Raw genomic sequence first — 14,802 nt, forward strand, 5'->3', positions numbered from 1 at the left:
GCATACGAAAGGCGCTCAATCGCCTCAAACGTCGCTTCGTACGATGAGCGACTAACTTGTCCAGGTGAAGTCAGCGCGCGGATTCCTGGCACGCTTCACCCAGCCACCCGCTTCCCTCTCTTGCCCTTCCCGCCCCGCGCCTCAATAACCCGCTCCACCTCGCGCTTCAGCTGGTCCTTGATATCCGCCGTCTCGCTCATCAAAGCGTCGATCTTCAGGAAATCGAGCACACGGTATTTCGACACCGCCGGGCGGACCAGAATATCGGGCTGGCACTGTTTCAGCTTGTTGGCGATAATCGACTGCATCATCAGCTGGGTTGCGCCGAACATCAGGTCGACAGAGGTGGGGTGCTTGCGGTCGGCCTCTTCGGGTGCCCCGACGACGTCGACGCCGATGATGATGTCGGCATCGTTCTCGATGAGGTCGAACGGCACGGGGTTGTAGATGCCGCCGTCGATCAGCAGCCTGCCGTCGCGCATCACCGGGCGGAACACGGCGGGAATGGCGGCCGAGGCGGCGAGCGCGGAATGCAGGTCGCCGTCGTCGAAGACGGCAAGCTTGTGGCCGAAATAGTCGGTCGCCGTCACCTTCAGCGGGATTTTCAGCGCGGCGAAGGTTTCGGGAATGGCCTCGGGCAAAAACGCCTTCAGGATGCGCTCGACATTGAACTGGCTGACGCGGATGCCGTTTTGCATGGCCTCGGCGATCGTGCCCGGGCGGGCGCGCCACATGCGGCTCGCCACCTCCGCGCGGCGGCCGAGGATCGAGCGGGCATAGTCGTGGATGTCCTTGCCGGTCATGCCCGCGGCCATGCCGGCGCCCATGATGGCGCCGATCGACGAGCCGGCGATCGCCACCGGCCTTATGCCGAGCTCGTCCAGCGCCTCGATGACATGGATATGCGCCAGGCCGCGCGCGCCGCCGCCGCCGAAAGCTATGCCGAAAGTCGGGCTCATCCCTTGCCGGCCCCGGCCAGCGGCGGCCCGACCACCATGATCGTCGGCTCGGCCGTCAGCAGCTTTTTTGCCGCCGCCTTGACCTGGTCGAGCGTCACCGCGTTGATATAGCCGGCGCGGCGCTGCATGTAGTCGATGCCGAGGTCGTCGAGCTGCAATTCGACCAGCGTCGCGGCGATGGAACTCGAAGAGTCCAGATTGGTGATGGCATAGGCGCCGATCAGATATTTCTTGGTGGCCGCCAGTTCTGCCTCGGTCGGGCCGTCCTCAGCCAACTGCCTGGCGACATCGCGGACAATGCCGAGCGTCTCGGCGACGCGGTCGGAGCGCGTGCCGGTGGTGACGATCAGCGCATTGGCATGGTCCTGGTTGACCAGCGACGAGTTGACGCCATAGGCCAGCCCGCGTTTCTCGCGCACCTCCTGGTACAGGCGCGAGGTGAAGGTGCCGCCGCCAAGGATCTCGTTCATCAACACGGCCGGGAAGAAATCCGCCGACTTGCGCTTCACGCCCGGCCAGGCAAGCTGCAGCGAGGTCTGCGGCAGGTCGTAATTGACCTCCAGATGCTGCGCCAGCTTCGGCTCGACATCGGCGACGGGGGTGAGCGCCTGGTTTTGCGGCAGGTTGCCGAACACCATGTCGAGCTTATTCCTCAGCGTCTCGGCGTCGATGGCGCCGACCACGGCGACATGCAGGCCGCCGCGTGCGAAAACTGCCTTGTGCAGGGTTTTCAGATCGTTCTGCGTGACGGCGGCGATGCTCTGCCTGGTGCCCTGGTCGGAGCGCGAATAGGGATGGTCGCCATAGATGGCGCGCGCCCATTTGCTCTGCGCCACGGTGTCGGGATTGTTCTCGTTGGCGATGATGCCGGACAGAATCTGGGCTCGGATGCGGTCGATCGGCGCCTGATCGAAGCGCGGCTCGTTGACCGCCAGCCGCAACAGGTCGAAGGCCTCGTCGCGCTGTTCTGCCAGCATGCGCATGGAGCCGTAGATGCCGTCGCGGGTCTCGTCGAAACTCATCTCGGCGCCTGCATCGTCGAGCTTGATCTGGAAGGCTTCCGAATCGAGAGGCCCGGCGCCCTCGTCGAACAGGCCGGTCATCAGATTGGCCAGCCCTTCCTTGCCCGCCGGATCCTGCGTCGAGCCACCACCGAAGACGAAACGGACGGCGACGATCGGCACTGAATAATCCTCTACCAGCCAGGCCGTGATGCCTTTTGGCGAGGTGACCTGCTGGATTTCCATGGCGCGGGCGGCCAGCGCCGGCAGGATCAGGAAGAGGATGGAAAGGACAAGGGTTGCGAGCGCGGCGCTCGCGCGCGGTCTTCCCTTCTCCTCTTGTGGGAGAAGGGAAAGCGCCTTCACCGATTTGCGCATATGCATCGAGGTCATCATCAATTCCCCGTCTGTTGCTGCGGCAAGAGATAGCCCGACGTCGAGCGGGCCAGCACCAGATAGCGCGCGGCGACGGCCTTGACCTCGTCCGCCGTGACCTTGCGGATGCGCTCCGGCCATTGCTGGACGTCTTGCACATTGCCGCCGGTGGCCAGTGTCGAGCCATAGATTTCGGCCATGGAGTCCTGCTTGTCGCGGGCAAAGACCATCGACCTGACGTAGCGGTCCTTGGCCTTTTCGAGCTCATCGGCTGTCACGCCGCCGCTGGCGATGCGCGCCACTTCGGCATCGACAGCGGCCTCGACGTCGGCCAGCTTGGCGTCGCCGCGCGGCGCGCCATAGACGGTGAAATTGGTGGCGTCGAGCATGGTGCCCTGAAAATAGGCGCCGGCACTGGCAGCAATGCCTTGCTGGACGACCAAAGCCTGGTAGAGCCGGCTGCGGTTGCCGCCGCCGAGGATTTCGGCCAGCAGGTCAAGCGCTTCCGCCTCGCCGGGCTTGGCCGTGTGATAGGACGGCACCACCCACTGCGTCGAGAAACTCGGCACGCTGACACGGGCGTCGGAGAGCGTGACGGTGCGCTTGGTGTTCTGTTCCGGCTCGACCGGGCGGATGCGCGGCGGCAGGTCCGGACCGCGCGCCACCTTGCCATAGGTTTTCTCGGCCAGTGCCTTGACCGTCTCCGGTTCGACATCGCCGGCCACGATCAGCACGGCGTTGTTGGGCCGGTAGTATTTGTCATAGAAGGCGGTGGCGTCGACGCGGTTGAGCTGCTCCATCTCCTGCATCCAGCCGATGACGGGGATGCGATAGGGCTGGTTCTGCCAGAGCGTGGCATCGACTTCCTCGTCGAGCACCGCCTGCGGATTGTTGTCGATGCGCGAGCGGCGCTCCTCGAGAATGACATCGCGCTCGGTCTTGATGACATCGTCGGTGAGGATGAGGTTGCGCATGCGGTCGGCCTCGAAGCCCATCATCTGTTCGAGCGCCGACGGCGCCACCGTCTCGTGGAAAGCGGTGTAGTCGTAGGAGGTGAAGGCGTTGTTGGAGCCGCCAATGTCGGAGACTGCGCGGTCGAACTCGCCGGCCGCGTGATGGGTAGTGGCCTTGAACATCAAATGTTCGAAGAAATGCGCGATGCCGGATTTGCCCGGCGGCTCGTCGGCGCTGCCGATCTTGTACCAGACCATATGAGTGACGATCGGCGCGCGATGGTCGGGAATGACGACCACCTCCATGCCGTTGTCGAGGAGGAAATCCGTCACCTTGAATTCGGCCGGCTTGGTGTTTGGCGAGACAGTGCCATCCGCCAGCGCGGAACCGGTGAGTGTGAAGGCCAGCGACGTCGCCAGCAGTGTTGTCCGCAGCCATTCAGTCCTGGATGTCATCAATGGCTCCGGTTTTCCCTACAGAACGATAGGCAAGGTGCTGGCGACAAGCAAAGTGAATTGTTGTTGCCGGCAAAGGCGGCGGCAAAGAGGCCGGCGCTGAACGCGTGTGTCAGGCGGCCTCGATGAAGCGGATGATGGTTTCGCCATAGTTGCGCTCATCCAGCACGGCAAAGCCTGGACCTGGCTCGAAGGGCGCCGCCGCCGTCTCCTCGACCACGCACAGCGCGCCAGGGCGCAGCCAGCCGCCGGCCTTAGCCGACTGCAAGGCGCGTTCACCCAGGCCCTTGCCATAGGGCGGGTCGGCGAAGACGAGGCCGAACGGTGCCAGCGTGCCCGCCTCGCCAAGGCCGGTCGCGTCACGGCGAAAGATCTTGGTGCGGCCGGTCAGACCGAAGGCCTCGACATTGTCGCGGATCAAGCCGCGGCCTTCGGCCGATTCCTCGATGAAGACACCATAGGAGGCGCCTCGCGACAGCGCTTCCAGACCAAGCGCGCCTGTGCCGGCAAACAGGTCGAGCACGCGCGCGCCGTCCAGCAGTTCGGCGAAGCGATGCGCCAGCACGTTGAAGACGGCCTCGCGGGTGCGGTCGGTCGTCGGACGGATGGCGCTGCTGCGGGGCGTCGCCAGCGGACGCCCGCGAAACTCACCGCCAACGATCCTCATCTTGTCCGGGGACCCTTGGGGCCGCCGCGCGGCCGTTCACCGCCAGCGCCGCCGGGGCGCTCGCCACGCGGCTTGCCGAACGGCTTTGCGCCGTCCGGTTTGCCGCCGGGCTTGCCATAAGACGGCTTGAACGCGGCCTTGCGCGCCTTGGCGTCGGCCGCCTTGGCGGCGTCGGCTTCCGCCCTGCCCTTGCCGATCGGCCTGGCACCGGGCGCCATCCAGACATTGGCCTTGCGCTGGCCGGGCGGCTCGATCGGCCGCTGCTCGCGTTCGGATTTCTTGCCGCCAAAACCGCCACGGGGCTTGTCGCCGAAGCCACCGCGCGGTTTGTCGCCAAAGCCGCTACGTGGCTTGTCGCCAAATGCGCCGCGTTCGGGCCTGGGGCCGCGTTCGCCAAAGCTCTTTTCCGGCCTCTCGCCCCTGTCGGGACTGGTCGACAGTTTGCCAAGCGCCTCGTCGCGGCTGCCTTCGCGGCGCTTGCGGTTCTTGATCAGTCCACCCTCGCCGATCGGCCGGCGCTCGCCGTCGCGGGTGAATTTCGGCCGCTCGGGCTCCGGCTCGCGAACTTCGGTGCGCCGTACCGGCTTGTTGGAAAACGGCTTTGTTATCTCGGCGTCGAAATTGGCGCCGGATTCCTCGACCAGGCGCTCGCCAAGCTGGTCGCGCAACACGCGGCCCTTGATCTCCAGCACATGGCCCTCAGGAAGATCCTCGAGCTGGAAGGGACCGTAGGAGATGCGGATCAGCCGCGTCACGTCGAGGCCGAGCGCGCCGAGAATGTTTCTGACCTCGCGGTTCTTCCCTTCGCGCAGGCCGAGCGTCAGCCAGGCATTTGAACCCTGCTCGCGATCGAGGCTCGCCTCGATCGCACCATAGAAGACACCATCGACGGCAATGCCTTCGCGCAGGCCGGCAAGCGCGCTTTCCTCGACCTTGCCGTGGACGCGCACGCGGTAGCGGCGCAGCCAGCCGGTGGCCGGCAGTTCGAGCACGCGCGACAGGCCACCATCATTGGTGAGCAGCAGCAGGCCTTCGGTGTTGATATCGAGCCGGCCAATGGTCATAAGCCGCGGCAATTCGGCCGGCAGCACGTCGAACACGGTCTTGCGGCCCTCGGGATCGCGATTGGTGGTGACGACGCCGGCAGGCTTGTGAAACAAGAACAGGCGCGTGCGTTCGATCGGTGGGATCTCCATGCCGTCGAGATGGATGATGTCGCCAGGCATGACATTGAACGCAGGCGAAGTCAGAGCGCGACCATTGACCTTGACGCGGCCGGCCGCGATCAGTTCCTCGGCGTCGCGGCGCGAGGCAAGGCCGGCACGTGCAAGCCGCTTGGCGATACGTTCGCCGGCCTCTTCCGTGGCTTCGGCGGGCCGTGGGCGCGGCTTGAAGCCGCCCGCCCCTTGCGCCCGATCGCCAAAGTCACGCTTGGGGCGATCCGCGAAGTCGCGCTTGGGACGGTCGCCGAAGTCACGCTTGGGGCGGTCGAAGCGCTTTTCGCCTCCTTCCGCCGAAGCGGCTACTGGACGGTCGCCGCGTGGAGCGTAGGGCTTGCGCGGTCCTTCGCGCTTTTCATACGGCTTGCGTTCGCCCTCGGCCGCCATCGGGCGGTCGCCACGCGGCGCGTAGGGCTTGCGCGGTCCTTCGCGCTTCTCATACGGCTTGCGTTCGCCCTCGGCCGCCATCGGGCGGTCGCCACGCGGCGCGTAGGGCTTGCGCGGTCCTTCGCGCTTCTCATACGGCTTACGCTCGCCTTCGGCCACCATCGGGCGGTCGCCACGCGGCGCATAGGGCTTGCGCGGTCCTTCGCGCTTCTCATACGATTTGCCTGCGGGACGTGGCGCCTTGCCGAACGGTTTGTCGCCGCCCTTGAAGTCGCGCTTCGGGCGCTCGCCCTCGGAGGCCATTGGCCGATCGCCGCGCGGCGCGTAAGGTTTTTTCGCGCCGAAGGATGGCTTGCCGCCTCTGTCGCCTCGCGGAGCCGCAGGTTTCTTGCCCGGGCCTTTTTGGCGCGGAGATTTCTTGTCGTTGTCGTCCATGTGGCCTTTGTCCGTTTGCGCTGCTACAGCGTGGCGCAACCTTTCGGGCGCGCAACGAACGCTGGTGCACTTTGATTTGGCGCATGATCTTTTCCGAAAATCGAGTCCGATTTTCGGGTTGATGCGCTCAATAACAGGATCATCGGAGTTTGTCAGGGAAAAGTGGCTGCCGGTTTTTCTGGAAAGACAAACGAAGACCGAAAACCTGGAGTGGCGAGGAGATAATGGGAATGGAATCCGCGTGAAGCGGCCTGATTTCATGGCACTCGCGCTGAGGGAGGCCGAAGCGGCAGCCTTGCGGGGCGAAGTGCCGGTCGGCGCCGTCATCGCCACCGGCAACACAGTGGTTGCAAAAGCCGGCAACCGCACGCGCGAACTTGCCGACCCAACGGCGCACGCGGAAATGCTGGTTATCCGCGAAGCCTGCGGGAAACTCTCGAGCGAGCGGCTGACCGGCCACGATCTCTATGTGACGCTGGAGCCGTGCGCCATGTGCGCCGGAGCCATTTCCTTCGCCAGGTTGCGCCGGCTCTATTTCGGCGCCGCCGACGAAAAGGGCGGTGCGGTGGTCAATGGCGCACGCTTCTTCGCCTCGCCTACCTGCCACCATGCGCCCGATATCTATGCGGGGATGGGCGAGACCGAAGCGGCCCTGTTGCTTAAGGAGTTTTTCAGGGAACGTCGCGACTGAACCACGCCATCCCGCCGGAAAAGGGCCGCGTCGTTCTTAAAGCGACGGCAACCAGTCGAACCAGCCGCCCTTCTTGCCTTCCGCCTCTTTCTTGAGGCGGCGTTCCTTCTTGTACTCGTCCTCGCCGAGTTCGTTTTGGGGCGCGGTGTCGGACGCGACCCGGTAGGCCAACGGCGGCTCGCTCAGATATTTGCGGGTGTTGGGGTCGCCCTGTTTGCTGTCCGCAAGACGTCGCTGAATTTCGGCGGCACGGCCCTTGTCGGAGTCCGCGGGCGTCCATGCCGGCGGATGGCTGGAACCTGAGTCCGCCATTGCCTTCTTGACCGAGGCCGGATCGGTCTGCACATCGTCGACGATCTCGGCCTGATAGCTCGGATCGTTCTGGTGGGCAGTGGCGTCGGCGCGCAGCCGAGCGCGGCGCTGCTCGGGCGATTCGGGCCATTCGGCGCTGGCCGACTGGATGCTGTCCTGCGGTGCAGGCAGCGCTTCCTTCTGTCCGGGAGCGGGCTTCACCAAGGTGGGGCGCGGCTTGTAGTCGATCGGGTCCTTGCGCTTCGGCGCGAAGGAAACGGCGCCGGTGAGATCGCCGGCCAGCTGTTCGGCAGCGGTCTTGTCGGTGCCGTAGGTCGGCGAACCCATGCAGCCGGACAAAGCCAGGCCCGATGCGACAAGCGGCGCCAGCAGCGCAAGGCGCGCATTATATCTCTCGGTCATGCCAAAAAGTCCCACTCTAGACAGCCTCTCGATCGCCACCGGTCTTGTGACCGGCCCCCATCGTCCAAGCACTTGCGACGGAAATCCGGCGACAATTTGTCTTCCGGAGTTTCGCGTGTTTACCTCAACCACTCGTTAAGGGCAACGCACGGGCGGTTTTCGCCCGCCCGGCGTGGCATTTGTGCACCGGCTTAATCAAAGCCGGCCGATCGCCTTCAGTTCATGCAGCACCGCGGCATCGCGCGCCGAGACATCGGGAAACGCAGGATCCTGCCCGACATCGGCCGTGTAGCGCCAGGAGCGCGCGCATTTGACCAGGCCGCGGTCCTCGGCCTTCTCGACCACCACGGCGACGCCGTTGACGTCGCCGAGCGTGAAAGCAGCCGCCAGCGCTTGATCACCGATTGGGCCATGGGCAATGACGAGATCACTGGTGATCGCCATCTCGGCCATGTCGACATCCGCTATCGCCGCCTCGAGCGCCGCGTCGTTGATGGTGACGACCGGCACTGCCTCCAGCGAGGAGCCGATCACCTTCTGGGCGCGCGCGATCTCGAGCGCGCCGGTGACGACGCGGCGCACCTGCCTGACCTTGCGCCATTTCTCCGCCAGCGCCTCATTCTTCCAATCCGCCGGGATTTCCGGGAACTGGTCGAGATGCACGGATACGGCATCGGGATGCCGGTCGAGCCAAGCCTCTTCCATGGTGAAGGGCAGCATCGGCGCCAGCCATTTCACTAGGCACTCGAAGAGATGACGAACCACCTGCACCGAGGCCTTGCGCTTCACGCTCGACGGCGCATCGCAGTAAAGCGCGTCCTTGCGGATGTCGAAATAGAAGGCCGACAGCTCGACCACCATGAAATCGATGAGCGTGCGGGTGATGCGCTTGAACTCGAAGGCGTCGTAGCCAGAGCGCACGACTTCATCGAGTTCAGCCAGCCGGTGCAGCATCAGCCGCTCCAGCTCCGGCATGGCCTCCAGCGGCACGGTCTCACCATCGTCATGGGCGAGCGTGCCCAGCATCCAGCGGATGGTGTTGCGCAGCTTGCGGTAGGCGTCGATGTTGGTCTGCAGCACGTTCTTGCCGAGCCGCTGGTCTTCCCAATAATCCGTCGTCACCACCCACAGGCGCAGTATGTCGGCGCCCGACTGCTTGATGACGTCCTGAGGCACCACCGTGTTGCCGAGCGACTTCGACATTTTGCGTCCGTCCTCGTCCATGGTGAAGCCATGGGTGACGACGGTGTCGTAAGGCGCCCTGCCCCTGGTGCCGCAACTTTCGAGCAGCGAGGAATGGAACCAGCCGCGATGCTGGTCGGAGCCTTCGAGATAGACGTCGGCTGGCCATTTCAGGTCAGGACGGTCTTCCAGCGTGAAGACATGCGTCGAACCCGAATCGAACCAGACATCGAGGATGTCCATCACCTGCCGCCAACGGGAGGCATCGTGATTGCCGAGGAAACGCTCCTTGGCGCCGGCGGCGAACCAGGCGTCGGCGCCCTCTTCCTCGAACGCGTCCATGATGCGCTGGTTGACCGCCTCGTCCTTCAGCACATTGCCATCCTCATCCGCGAAGATGGCGATCGGAACGCCCCAGGCGCGCTGGCGCGACAGCACCCAGTCCGGCCGCTCCTCGATCATGGCGCGGATGCGGTTCTGGCCGGCGGCTGGTACGAAACGGGTATCGTCGATGGCCTTCAAGGCGCGGCTGCGCAGTGTCGTGCCGTCCCCGAGGTCCTTGTCCATGTAGACGAACCATTGCGGCGTGTTGCGGAAGATCACTGGTTTCTTCGACCGCCAGGAGTGCGGGTAGCTGTGCTTCAGGCGGCCGCGCGCGAACAGGGCGTTGCGCTTGATCAGTTCGTCGATGACTGCCTGGTTGGCGTTGCCCTTCTTGCCGTTGTCGTCGATGACGCGCGCCGGTCCACCCTCGCGATCGGGACCGAAGCCCGGCGCCTCCCTGGTAAAGAAGCCGGCATCGTCGACCGTGAAGGGAATCACCGTGTCGATGCCGCGTGCGCGCAGCTCGGGTGCCGCGTCCATCCAGGCGTCGAAGTCCTCGCGGCCATGGCTGGGGGCGGTGTGAACGAAACCGGTACCGGCATCGTCGGTCACGTGATCGCCGGCGATCATCGGCACCGGAAATTCGTAACCGCCGCCGAGACCCTTGAAGGGATGCGAAAGCACAAGATTTCCAAGCTGTTCGGTGCCGATGCCATGAAGGCGCTTCAAGGTGACCTTGGCCTTGGCCTGGCTATCCTCGGCCAGGGCGTCGGCAAAGATCAGCTTCTCCCCCGGCTGCGGGCCAAACGCATTCTCGGCCGCCGTCACCTCGTAGAGGCCATAGGCGACACGCGGCGAATAGCTGACGGCACGGTTGCCCGGGATGGTCCACGGCGTCGTCGTCCAGATGACGACATGGGCATCCAGCAAATCCAGCGACCGCCCGCTCAGGTCCGGGTTGAGTTCCGCCGGCTGCCCGTCCACGACGCTGGCAACAGCGAGATTGGCCACCGGAAACTTCACCCAGATCGTATCGGACTCATAGTCCTGGTATTCGATCTCGGCCTCGGCCAATGCGGTGCGCTCGACGACGCTCCACATCACCGGCTTGGAGCCGCGATAGAGCTGGCCCGACATGGCGAATTTCAGCAATTCGCCGGCGATGCGCGATTCGGCATGGAAGGCCATCGTCGTATAGGGGTTCTTGAAGTCGCCGATGACGCCAAGCCGCTGGAACTCGCCGCCCTGCACGGAGATCCAGTGCGCGGCGAACTCGCGGCACTCCTTGCGGAACTCGTTGACCGGCACCTCGTCCTTGTTCTTGCCCTTGGCGCGGTACTGCTCCTCGATCTTCCATTCGATCGGCAGGCCGTGGCAGTCCCAGCCAGGCACGTAGTTCGAATCGTAGCCGCGCATCTGGAACGAGCGGGTGATGACATCCTTGAGGATCTTGTTCAGCGCATGACCGATATGGATGTTGCCATTGGCGTAGGGCGGCCCGTCATGCAGCACGTATTTCGTGCGGCCGGCGGCACTCTCGCGCAGCTTGCGGTAGAGGTCCATGTCCTGCCAGCGCTTGACCAGCACCGGTTCCTTCTCGGGCAAGCCGGCGCGCATCGGGAAATCCGTCTGCGGCAGGTAGAGCGTCTTCGAATAGTCGATCGTTTCAACAGTGTCGGTCATTGATCTGCCATCTGCATAGCCCGTCGGCACAAAAGCCCGGGCGTTGAAGTCTTTGGGTTGATGCATATCGTTTCCCAAACCGGACCCACTTTTAGGCGATATGCGTCAATGTTCTGGAAAAGCGCGGGGCGAGCGCGAAACTCCCGGCGGCTCCGGCGGCGCTCAGGCCACCCGGAGCACCGGGCCAGTAATTCGTATCGCGATCGCGAAAAGGCGCGAAAAGCTCATCATGGCGTGGCTTTTAGCGGAGATAGGCGCAGGAATAAAGCGTCTCGTTCGATTCGCCTACATCTTGAAGTCGAAGCGATAGGTGGTCGACACACCGACCATGAACTGATTGCGGTCGCCACGCTCCTTGACCAGGCTGGAATCGGCCGCCGGACCCTTCAGGCGCGAATATTCGCCGAACAAGCTGGCAGTCATCGGATCGGTCACCTTCCAGGTCACCGCGCCGCCGAGGCCAACGGACTTCAGGCCGCCACCGGGATTATATTGGCTCAGGCCCGAGGCCACGGCTTCCTGCGCATTGACGCCATAATAGGCGTCGAAATAGTTGGCCGAGGCAAAGGACACGCGCGGGCCGCCTGAAATTCTGACAGTCGGCGTCACATCATAGAAGGCGTCGGCGGCGATATCGGCGACAAAGCCGTTATGGGCACGGATGCCGTGCCGCAATTCGGCGCGCGCGCGCAGCCAGTCGGTCGGATAGAATTCAAAGAACCCGCCGACCTCGCCACCCCAGCGGACGGGATCGAGCCCCTTGAGTTCATCGGCATTGCTGTCGTCACGCGTGAAGAGGAACTTGCCGGTCAGGCCGGCACGCACACTGCCATCATCGACAAGCGCCAACGAAATGTTGTCGTTGCGGGAGGTGAAGCGTGCCTGGGGACCAGCCTTGCCCAAGGAGATAATGGGCTGGGCGCTCAGCATGTATTTCTTGCCGCCCTCGAAATTCGGCGCGACCAGGCCAGTGGCACCAACCGTCAGATACCAGTCGCCGGACAGCCAGCCGAAAGCCCCGTCGCCGGCCTCGGCCGCGCCTGACGTCGCCAGCATCACGGCAGCCAAGGCTGCAGAAATCTTCCCGACCGGACTCATGGCCACTCCACTAACACGATACAACTGTCTCTCGGTGACAGCTTTGACGAGGCTTTGGTAAAATTTGATTTAAGGACGAGACATCCGCTTCGTATCGCCTGCACCATCGGCTGGACGGGGACCGGCACGGGAGCTAATTTCGTTGCATGCTGGCGGTCCCCGATGGAGGTGGCGAGATGACATTGCACGGCGATACACTGAAGAACGCGATCGGCGAGACCCGAGCAAAGTGGGGATGGTTTGTCGGCCTTGGCGTGCTGTTGCTGATCCTCGGCGGCATTGCCTTCGGTAATCTGTTCATCGCCACGGTGGCTTCCGTCTATGTCGTCGGCTGGCTGATGCTGGTGGCCGGCATCATCGAGATCATGCATGCTTTCGGCGTCAAGACCTGGGGCCGCTTCTTCTACTGGCTGCTCAGTGGACTTCTTTACGCGGTCGCCGGATTTTTCGCCTTCGACAATCCGCTGCTGGCCTCGGCGGTGCTGACCTTCCTGCTGGCCGTTGCGCTCGTCGCTTCCGGCGCGCTGCGGGCCTGGGTCGGCTACAGTCACCGTCCGGAAAGGGGCTGGGGCTGGATTGTCGCGGCGGGTCTCATCAGCGTGCTTGCCGGCCTGATCATCGCCATGGGCTGGCCGGTCAACAGCCTGTGGGTGCTCGGACTATTCCTGGCGATCGACCTGATCTTTCAGGGCTGGACCTTCATCGCCGTCGGCCTGGCGCTCAAAAAGTAAGTCAGAATGCAATGGCGGCGTCGAGCTGCGAAAGCGGCTTGACGCCGGCAAGCAGGGCGCGTGCTTCGGCTTCATCGCGCTTCATCTGCACCACCAATGCGTCGAGCCCGTCGAATTTGATCTCGCTGCGCAGGAAGCCGAAGAACGAGACCTCGCAGGTCTCGCCATAGAGATCGCCGGAAAAATCGAAGACGAATGTTTCCAGAAGCGGCGCGCCATTGTCGTCGACGGTCGGGCGGCGGCCGAAGCTGGCAACGCCGTCGTGCAAGGTGCCGTCGGCGCGCCGAAAGCGGACGGCATAAATCCCTTCCTTGAGAGTCGCTTCCGGCGAAAGTCTCATGTTGGCTGTCGGGAAGCCAAGCGTGCGGCCGAGCTGCTGGCCGCCTACCACCTCGCTCTCCACGGTGAAGCGATAGCCGAGCAGGCCAGCGGCCTCGGCCACATCGCCATCGCATAGCAAGCCGCGGATACGGCTCGACGACACCACCTCGGCGCCCTCGTCGCGAAAGGCGTCGACGAGTGTCACGCCAAACCCATGGCGTTCGCCGGCCGCCATCAGATAGGCCGGCCCACCCTGACGATCCCTACCGAAATGAAAATCGAAACCGGTCACCGCGTGGGTGATGCCGAGCGTCCTCTCCAGCACATCGGTGACGAACGCTTCCGCCGACAGGGAGGCGAAGTCGCGGGTGAATGGCTGCTCGACGAGGGCGGCAAAGCCCAGCAACGACAGGAGCCGCGCCTTCATCGGCGGCGGCGTCAGCACGAACAACGGCATGTCGGGCCTGAAGACCTTTCGCGGGTGCGGTTCGAAGCTCAGCACCAGGGCCGGCACGTCACGCCGCATAGCCTCTGCCAACGCCCGTTCGAGCACCGCCTGATGACCGCGGTGGACGCCATCGAAATTGCCGATCGCGACAACGCCGCCACGCAGATCGGCGGGCAGCGGCGCGGTTGCCGAGAGATGCTGGAAGCCCACCATTACCACCTACCGCAGTCTGACCATGACGGCGACCGGACGATAGCCGTGCCGTTCCAGGAAGAGCCCGAGCTTTGCCGGATCCGGCCGGGATGCGTCGCCGTAGTCGCGGGCATGAATCCCGCCGGAGACATAGAGAACGTCGAAACCATTGTCCGCCGCGCCCTTCACATCGGTCATCATGCCGTCGCCGATGGCCAATATCCGAGACCGCTCAATCGGGCGGCCAAGCACCTCCGCCACCTCCTTCATCGCGACATCGTAGACAGGCGCGTAGGGCTTTCCGGCGATCAGCGTGCGGCCGCCGAGCTGGGCATAGTCGCGCGCCAGGGCACCGGCGCACCAGATGATCCGTTCGCCGCGTTCCACCATGATATCGGGATTGGCGCAGATAAACGGCAGGTTCCTGGCACGCAGTCGGCGCAAGAGGTCGGCATAGTCCTCAGGTTTCTCGACCTCGTCATTGAACAACCCGGTGCACACGACGCCGGCTGCTTCGAACTCCTCGACGAGATCGACGTCGAGGCCGTCATAGAGGGTCAGGTCGCGGTCGGCGCCGATGTGGAAGACCTTGCGCGGCCCCTCGGCGATCAGGTCACGGGTCACATCGCCCGAGGTCACCACACGGTCGTAGGCAGACGGCGAAACGCCGATCGCACTCATCTGAGCCACGACATCGGCGCTGCGGCGAGGCGAATTGGTGATCAGAACAACGGGAATGCCGGCTGCCCTTGCCCTGGCGAGCGCCGCCGCGGCTGCCGGAAAATGCCATTCGCCATTGTGCATCACGCCCCAGACATCGCAAAGAATTGCCGAATAGGCTTTCGAGACGTCTTCGAGCGAGCCGACGATTTCAGGCGAATCCGCCATGCCGTTTCCTTCAATATGAGCGTTGCGAGTGCCGCGGCCGACGGTTCGCCGAGCGGGTTGGAATTATCCGAACCGAT

At 64.1% G+C, this 14,802-nt stretch carries 12 protein-coding genes; 2 read left to right on the top strand and 10 right to left on the bottom strand.

The genetic code is table 11. The annotated features are described in order from the left end of the window. Positions 1-95: 95 nt before the first annotated feature. From EB233_RS22485 to EB233_RS22505, 5 genes are all read right to left on the bottom strand, one after another. On the bottom strand, positions 96-959 hold the full coding sequence (locus EB233_RS22485) for a patatin-like phospholipase family protein (protein WP_064992207.1): 864 nt from the start codon (positions 957-959) through the stop codon (positions 96-98). After that, positions 956-2,344: a M16 family metallopeptidase gene (locus EB233_RS22490; protein ID WP_244277835.1), complete on the bottom strand. Its 1,389-nt coding sequence runs from the start codon at positions 2,342-2,344 to the stop codon at positions 956-958. Before EB233_RS22490 ends, EB233_RS22485 begins: the two co-directional genes overlap by 4 nt. An 11-nt stretch (positions 2,345-2,355) precedes the next feature. Continuing rightward, positions 2,356-3,744, bottom strand: a complete 1,389-nt coding sequence (locus EB233_RS22495) for a M16 family metallopeptidase (protein WP_064992206.1) — start codon at positions 3,742-3,744, stop codon at positions 2,356-2,358. A 112-nt stretch (positions 3,745-3,856) separates the two neighbouring features. Then, positions 3,857-4,411: a 16S rRNA (guanine(966)-N(2))-methyltransferase RsmD gene (rsmD, locus tag EB233_RS22500; RefSeq protein ID WP_064992205.1), complete on the bottom strand. Its 555-nt coding sequence runs from the start codon at positions 4,409-4,411 to the stop codon at positions 3,857-3,859. Then, positions 4,408-6,453 (bottom strand): pseudouridine synthase, encoded by a 2,046-nt coding sequence (locus EB233_RS22505; RefSeq protein ID WP_064992204.1) that lies wholly within the window; start codon positions 6,451-6,453, stop codon positions 4,408-4,410. The genes rsmD and EB233_RS22505 overlap by 4 nt, the downstream gene beginning before the upstream one ends. Positions 6,454-6,694: 241 nt before the next feature. Here EB233_RS22505 and EB233_RS22510 point away from each other — a divergent pair, with 241 nt between their 5' ends. After that, positions 6,695-7,144: a nucleoside deaminase gene (locus tag EB233_RS22510; RefSeq protein ID WP_064992203.1), complete on the top strand. Its 450-nt coding sequence runs from the start codon at positions 6,695-6,697 to the stop codon at positions 7,142-7,144. A 36-nt stretch (positions 7,145-7,180) separates the two neighbouring features. On the opposite strand, the gene EB233_RS22515 is transcribed toward EB233_RS22510, so the two are convergent. The 3 genes from EB233_RS22515 to EB233_RS22525 all read right to left on the bottom strand — a co-directional run bounded on the left by EB233_RS22515 (position 7,181) and on the right by EB233_RS22525 (position 12,145). Further along, entirely contained in the window at positions 7,181-7,858 is a 678-nt protein-coding gene (locus tag EB233_RS22515) for a metal ABC transporter substrate-binding protein (RefSeq protein ID WP_081294355.1), read from the bottom strand. Between the two features lie 195 nt (positions 7,859-8,053). Then, positions 8,054-11,047, bottom strand: a complete 2,994-nt coding sequence (gene ileS / locus EB233_RS22520; protein ID WP_081294354.1) for an isoleucine--tRNA ligase — start codon at positions 11,045-11,047, stop codon at positions 8,054-8,056. A 285-nt stretch (positions 11,048-11,332) separates the two neighbouring features. Then, the gene (locus EB233_RS22525; RefSeq protein WP_064992201.1) at positions 11,333-12,145 is read right to left on the bottom strand and encodes a MipA/OmpV family protein; all 813 of its coding nucleotides are present in this window, start codon (positions 12,143-12,145) and stop codon (positions 11,333-11,335) included. Positions 12,146-12,321: 176 nt separating this feature from the next. Between EB233_RS22525 and EB233_RS22530 the strand changes: the two genes are divergently transcribed. Further along, a complete protein-coding gene (locus EB233_RS22530) occupies positions 12,322-12,876 on the top strand; it encodes an HdeD family acid-resistance protein (protein ID WP_027054940.1) in 555 nt (184 codons plus the stop codon). A 1-nt stretch (position 12,877) separates the two neighbouring features. On the opposite strand, the gene EB233_RS22535 is transcribed toward EB233_RS22530, so the two are convergent. Both EB233_RS22535 and EB233_RS22540 read right to left on the bottom strand, forming a co-directional pair. Further along, positions 12,878-13,858: a bifunctional riboflavin kinase/FAD synthetase gene (locus EB233_RS22535; protein ID WP_064992200.1), complete on the bottom strand. Its 981-nt coding sequence runs from the start codon at positions 13,856-13,858 to the stop codon at positions 12,878-12,880. Between the two features lie 6 nt (positions 13,859-13,864). Then, positions 13,865-14,725: a TIGR01459 family HAD-type hydrolase gene (locus EB233_RS22540; protein WP_064992199.1), complete on the bottom strand. Its 861-nt coding sequence runs from the start codon at positions 14,723-14,725 to the stop codon at positions 13,865-13,867. Positions 14,726-14,802: the final 77 nt, after the last annotated feature.

The organism is Mesorhizobium erdmanii, assembly GCF_013170725.1.
Lineage (GTDB): Bacteria > Pseudomonadota > Alphaproteobacteria > Rhizobiales > Rhizobiaceae > Mesorhizobium > Mesorhizobium erdmanii.

What these genes read in the sequence shown, in the direction of transcription:
- EB233_RS22485 (WP_064992207.1), bottom strand. Translation starts at nt 959, where the DNA reads ATGAGCCCGACTTTCGGCATAGCTTTCGGCGGCGGCGGCGCGCGCGGC.
- EB233_RS22490 (WP_244277835.1), bottom strand. Translation starts at nt 2,344, where the DNA reads ATGCATATGCGCAAATCGGTGAAGGCGCTTTCCCTTCTCCCACAAGAG.
- EB233_RS22495 (WP_064992206.1), bottom strand. Translation starts at nt 3,744, where the DNA reads ATGACATCCAGGACTGAATGGCTGCGGACAACACTGCTGGCGACGTCG.
- rsmD (WP_064992205.1), bottom strand. Translation starts at nt 4,411, where the DNA reads ATGAGGATCGTTGGCGGTGAGTTTCGCGGGCGTCCGCTGGCGACGCCC.
- EB233_RS22505 (WP_064992204.1), bottom strand. Translation starts at nt 6,453, where the DNA reads ATGGACGACAACGACAAGAAATCTCCGCGCCAAAAAGGCCCGGGCAAG.
- EB233_RS22515 (WP_081294355.1), bottom strand. Translation starts at nt 7,858, where the DNA reads ATGACCGAGAGATATAATGCGCGCCTTGCGCTGCTGGCGCCGCTTGTC.
- ileS (WP_081294354.1), bottom strand. Translation starts at nt 11,047, where the DNA reads ATGACCGACACTGTTGAAACGATCGACTATTCGAAGACGCTCTACCTG.
- EB233_RS22525 (WP_064992201.1), bottom strand. Translation starts at nt 12,145, where the DNA reads ATGAGTCCGGTCGGGAAGATTTCTGCAGCCTTGGCTGCCGTGATGCTG.
- EB233_RS22530 (WP_027054940.1), top strand. Translation starts at nt 12,322, where the DNA reads ATGACATTGCACGGCGATACACTGAAGAACGCGATCGGCGAGACCCGA.
- EB233_RS22535 (WP_064992200.1), bottom strand. Translation starts at nt 13,858, where the DNA reads ATGGTGGGCTTCCAGCATCTCTCGGCAACCGCGCCGCTGCCCGCCGAT.
- EB233_RS22540 (WP_064992199.1), bottom strand. Translation starts at nt 14,725, where the DNA reads ATGGCGGATTCGCCTGAAATCGTCGGCTCGCTCGAAGACGTCTCGAAA.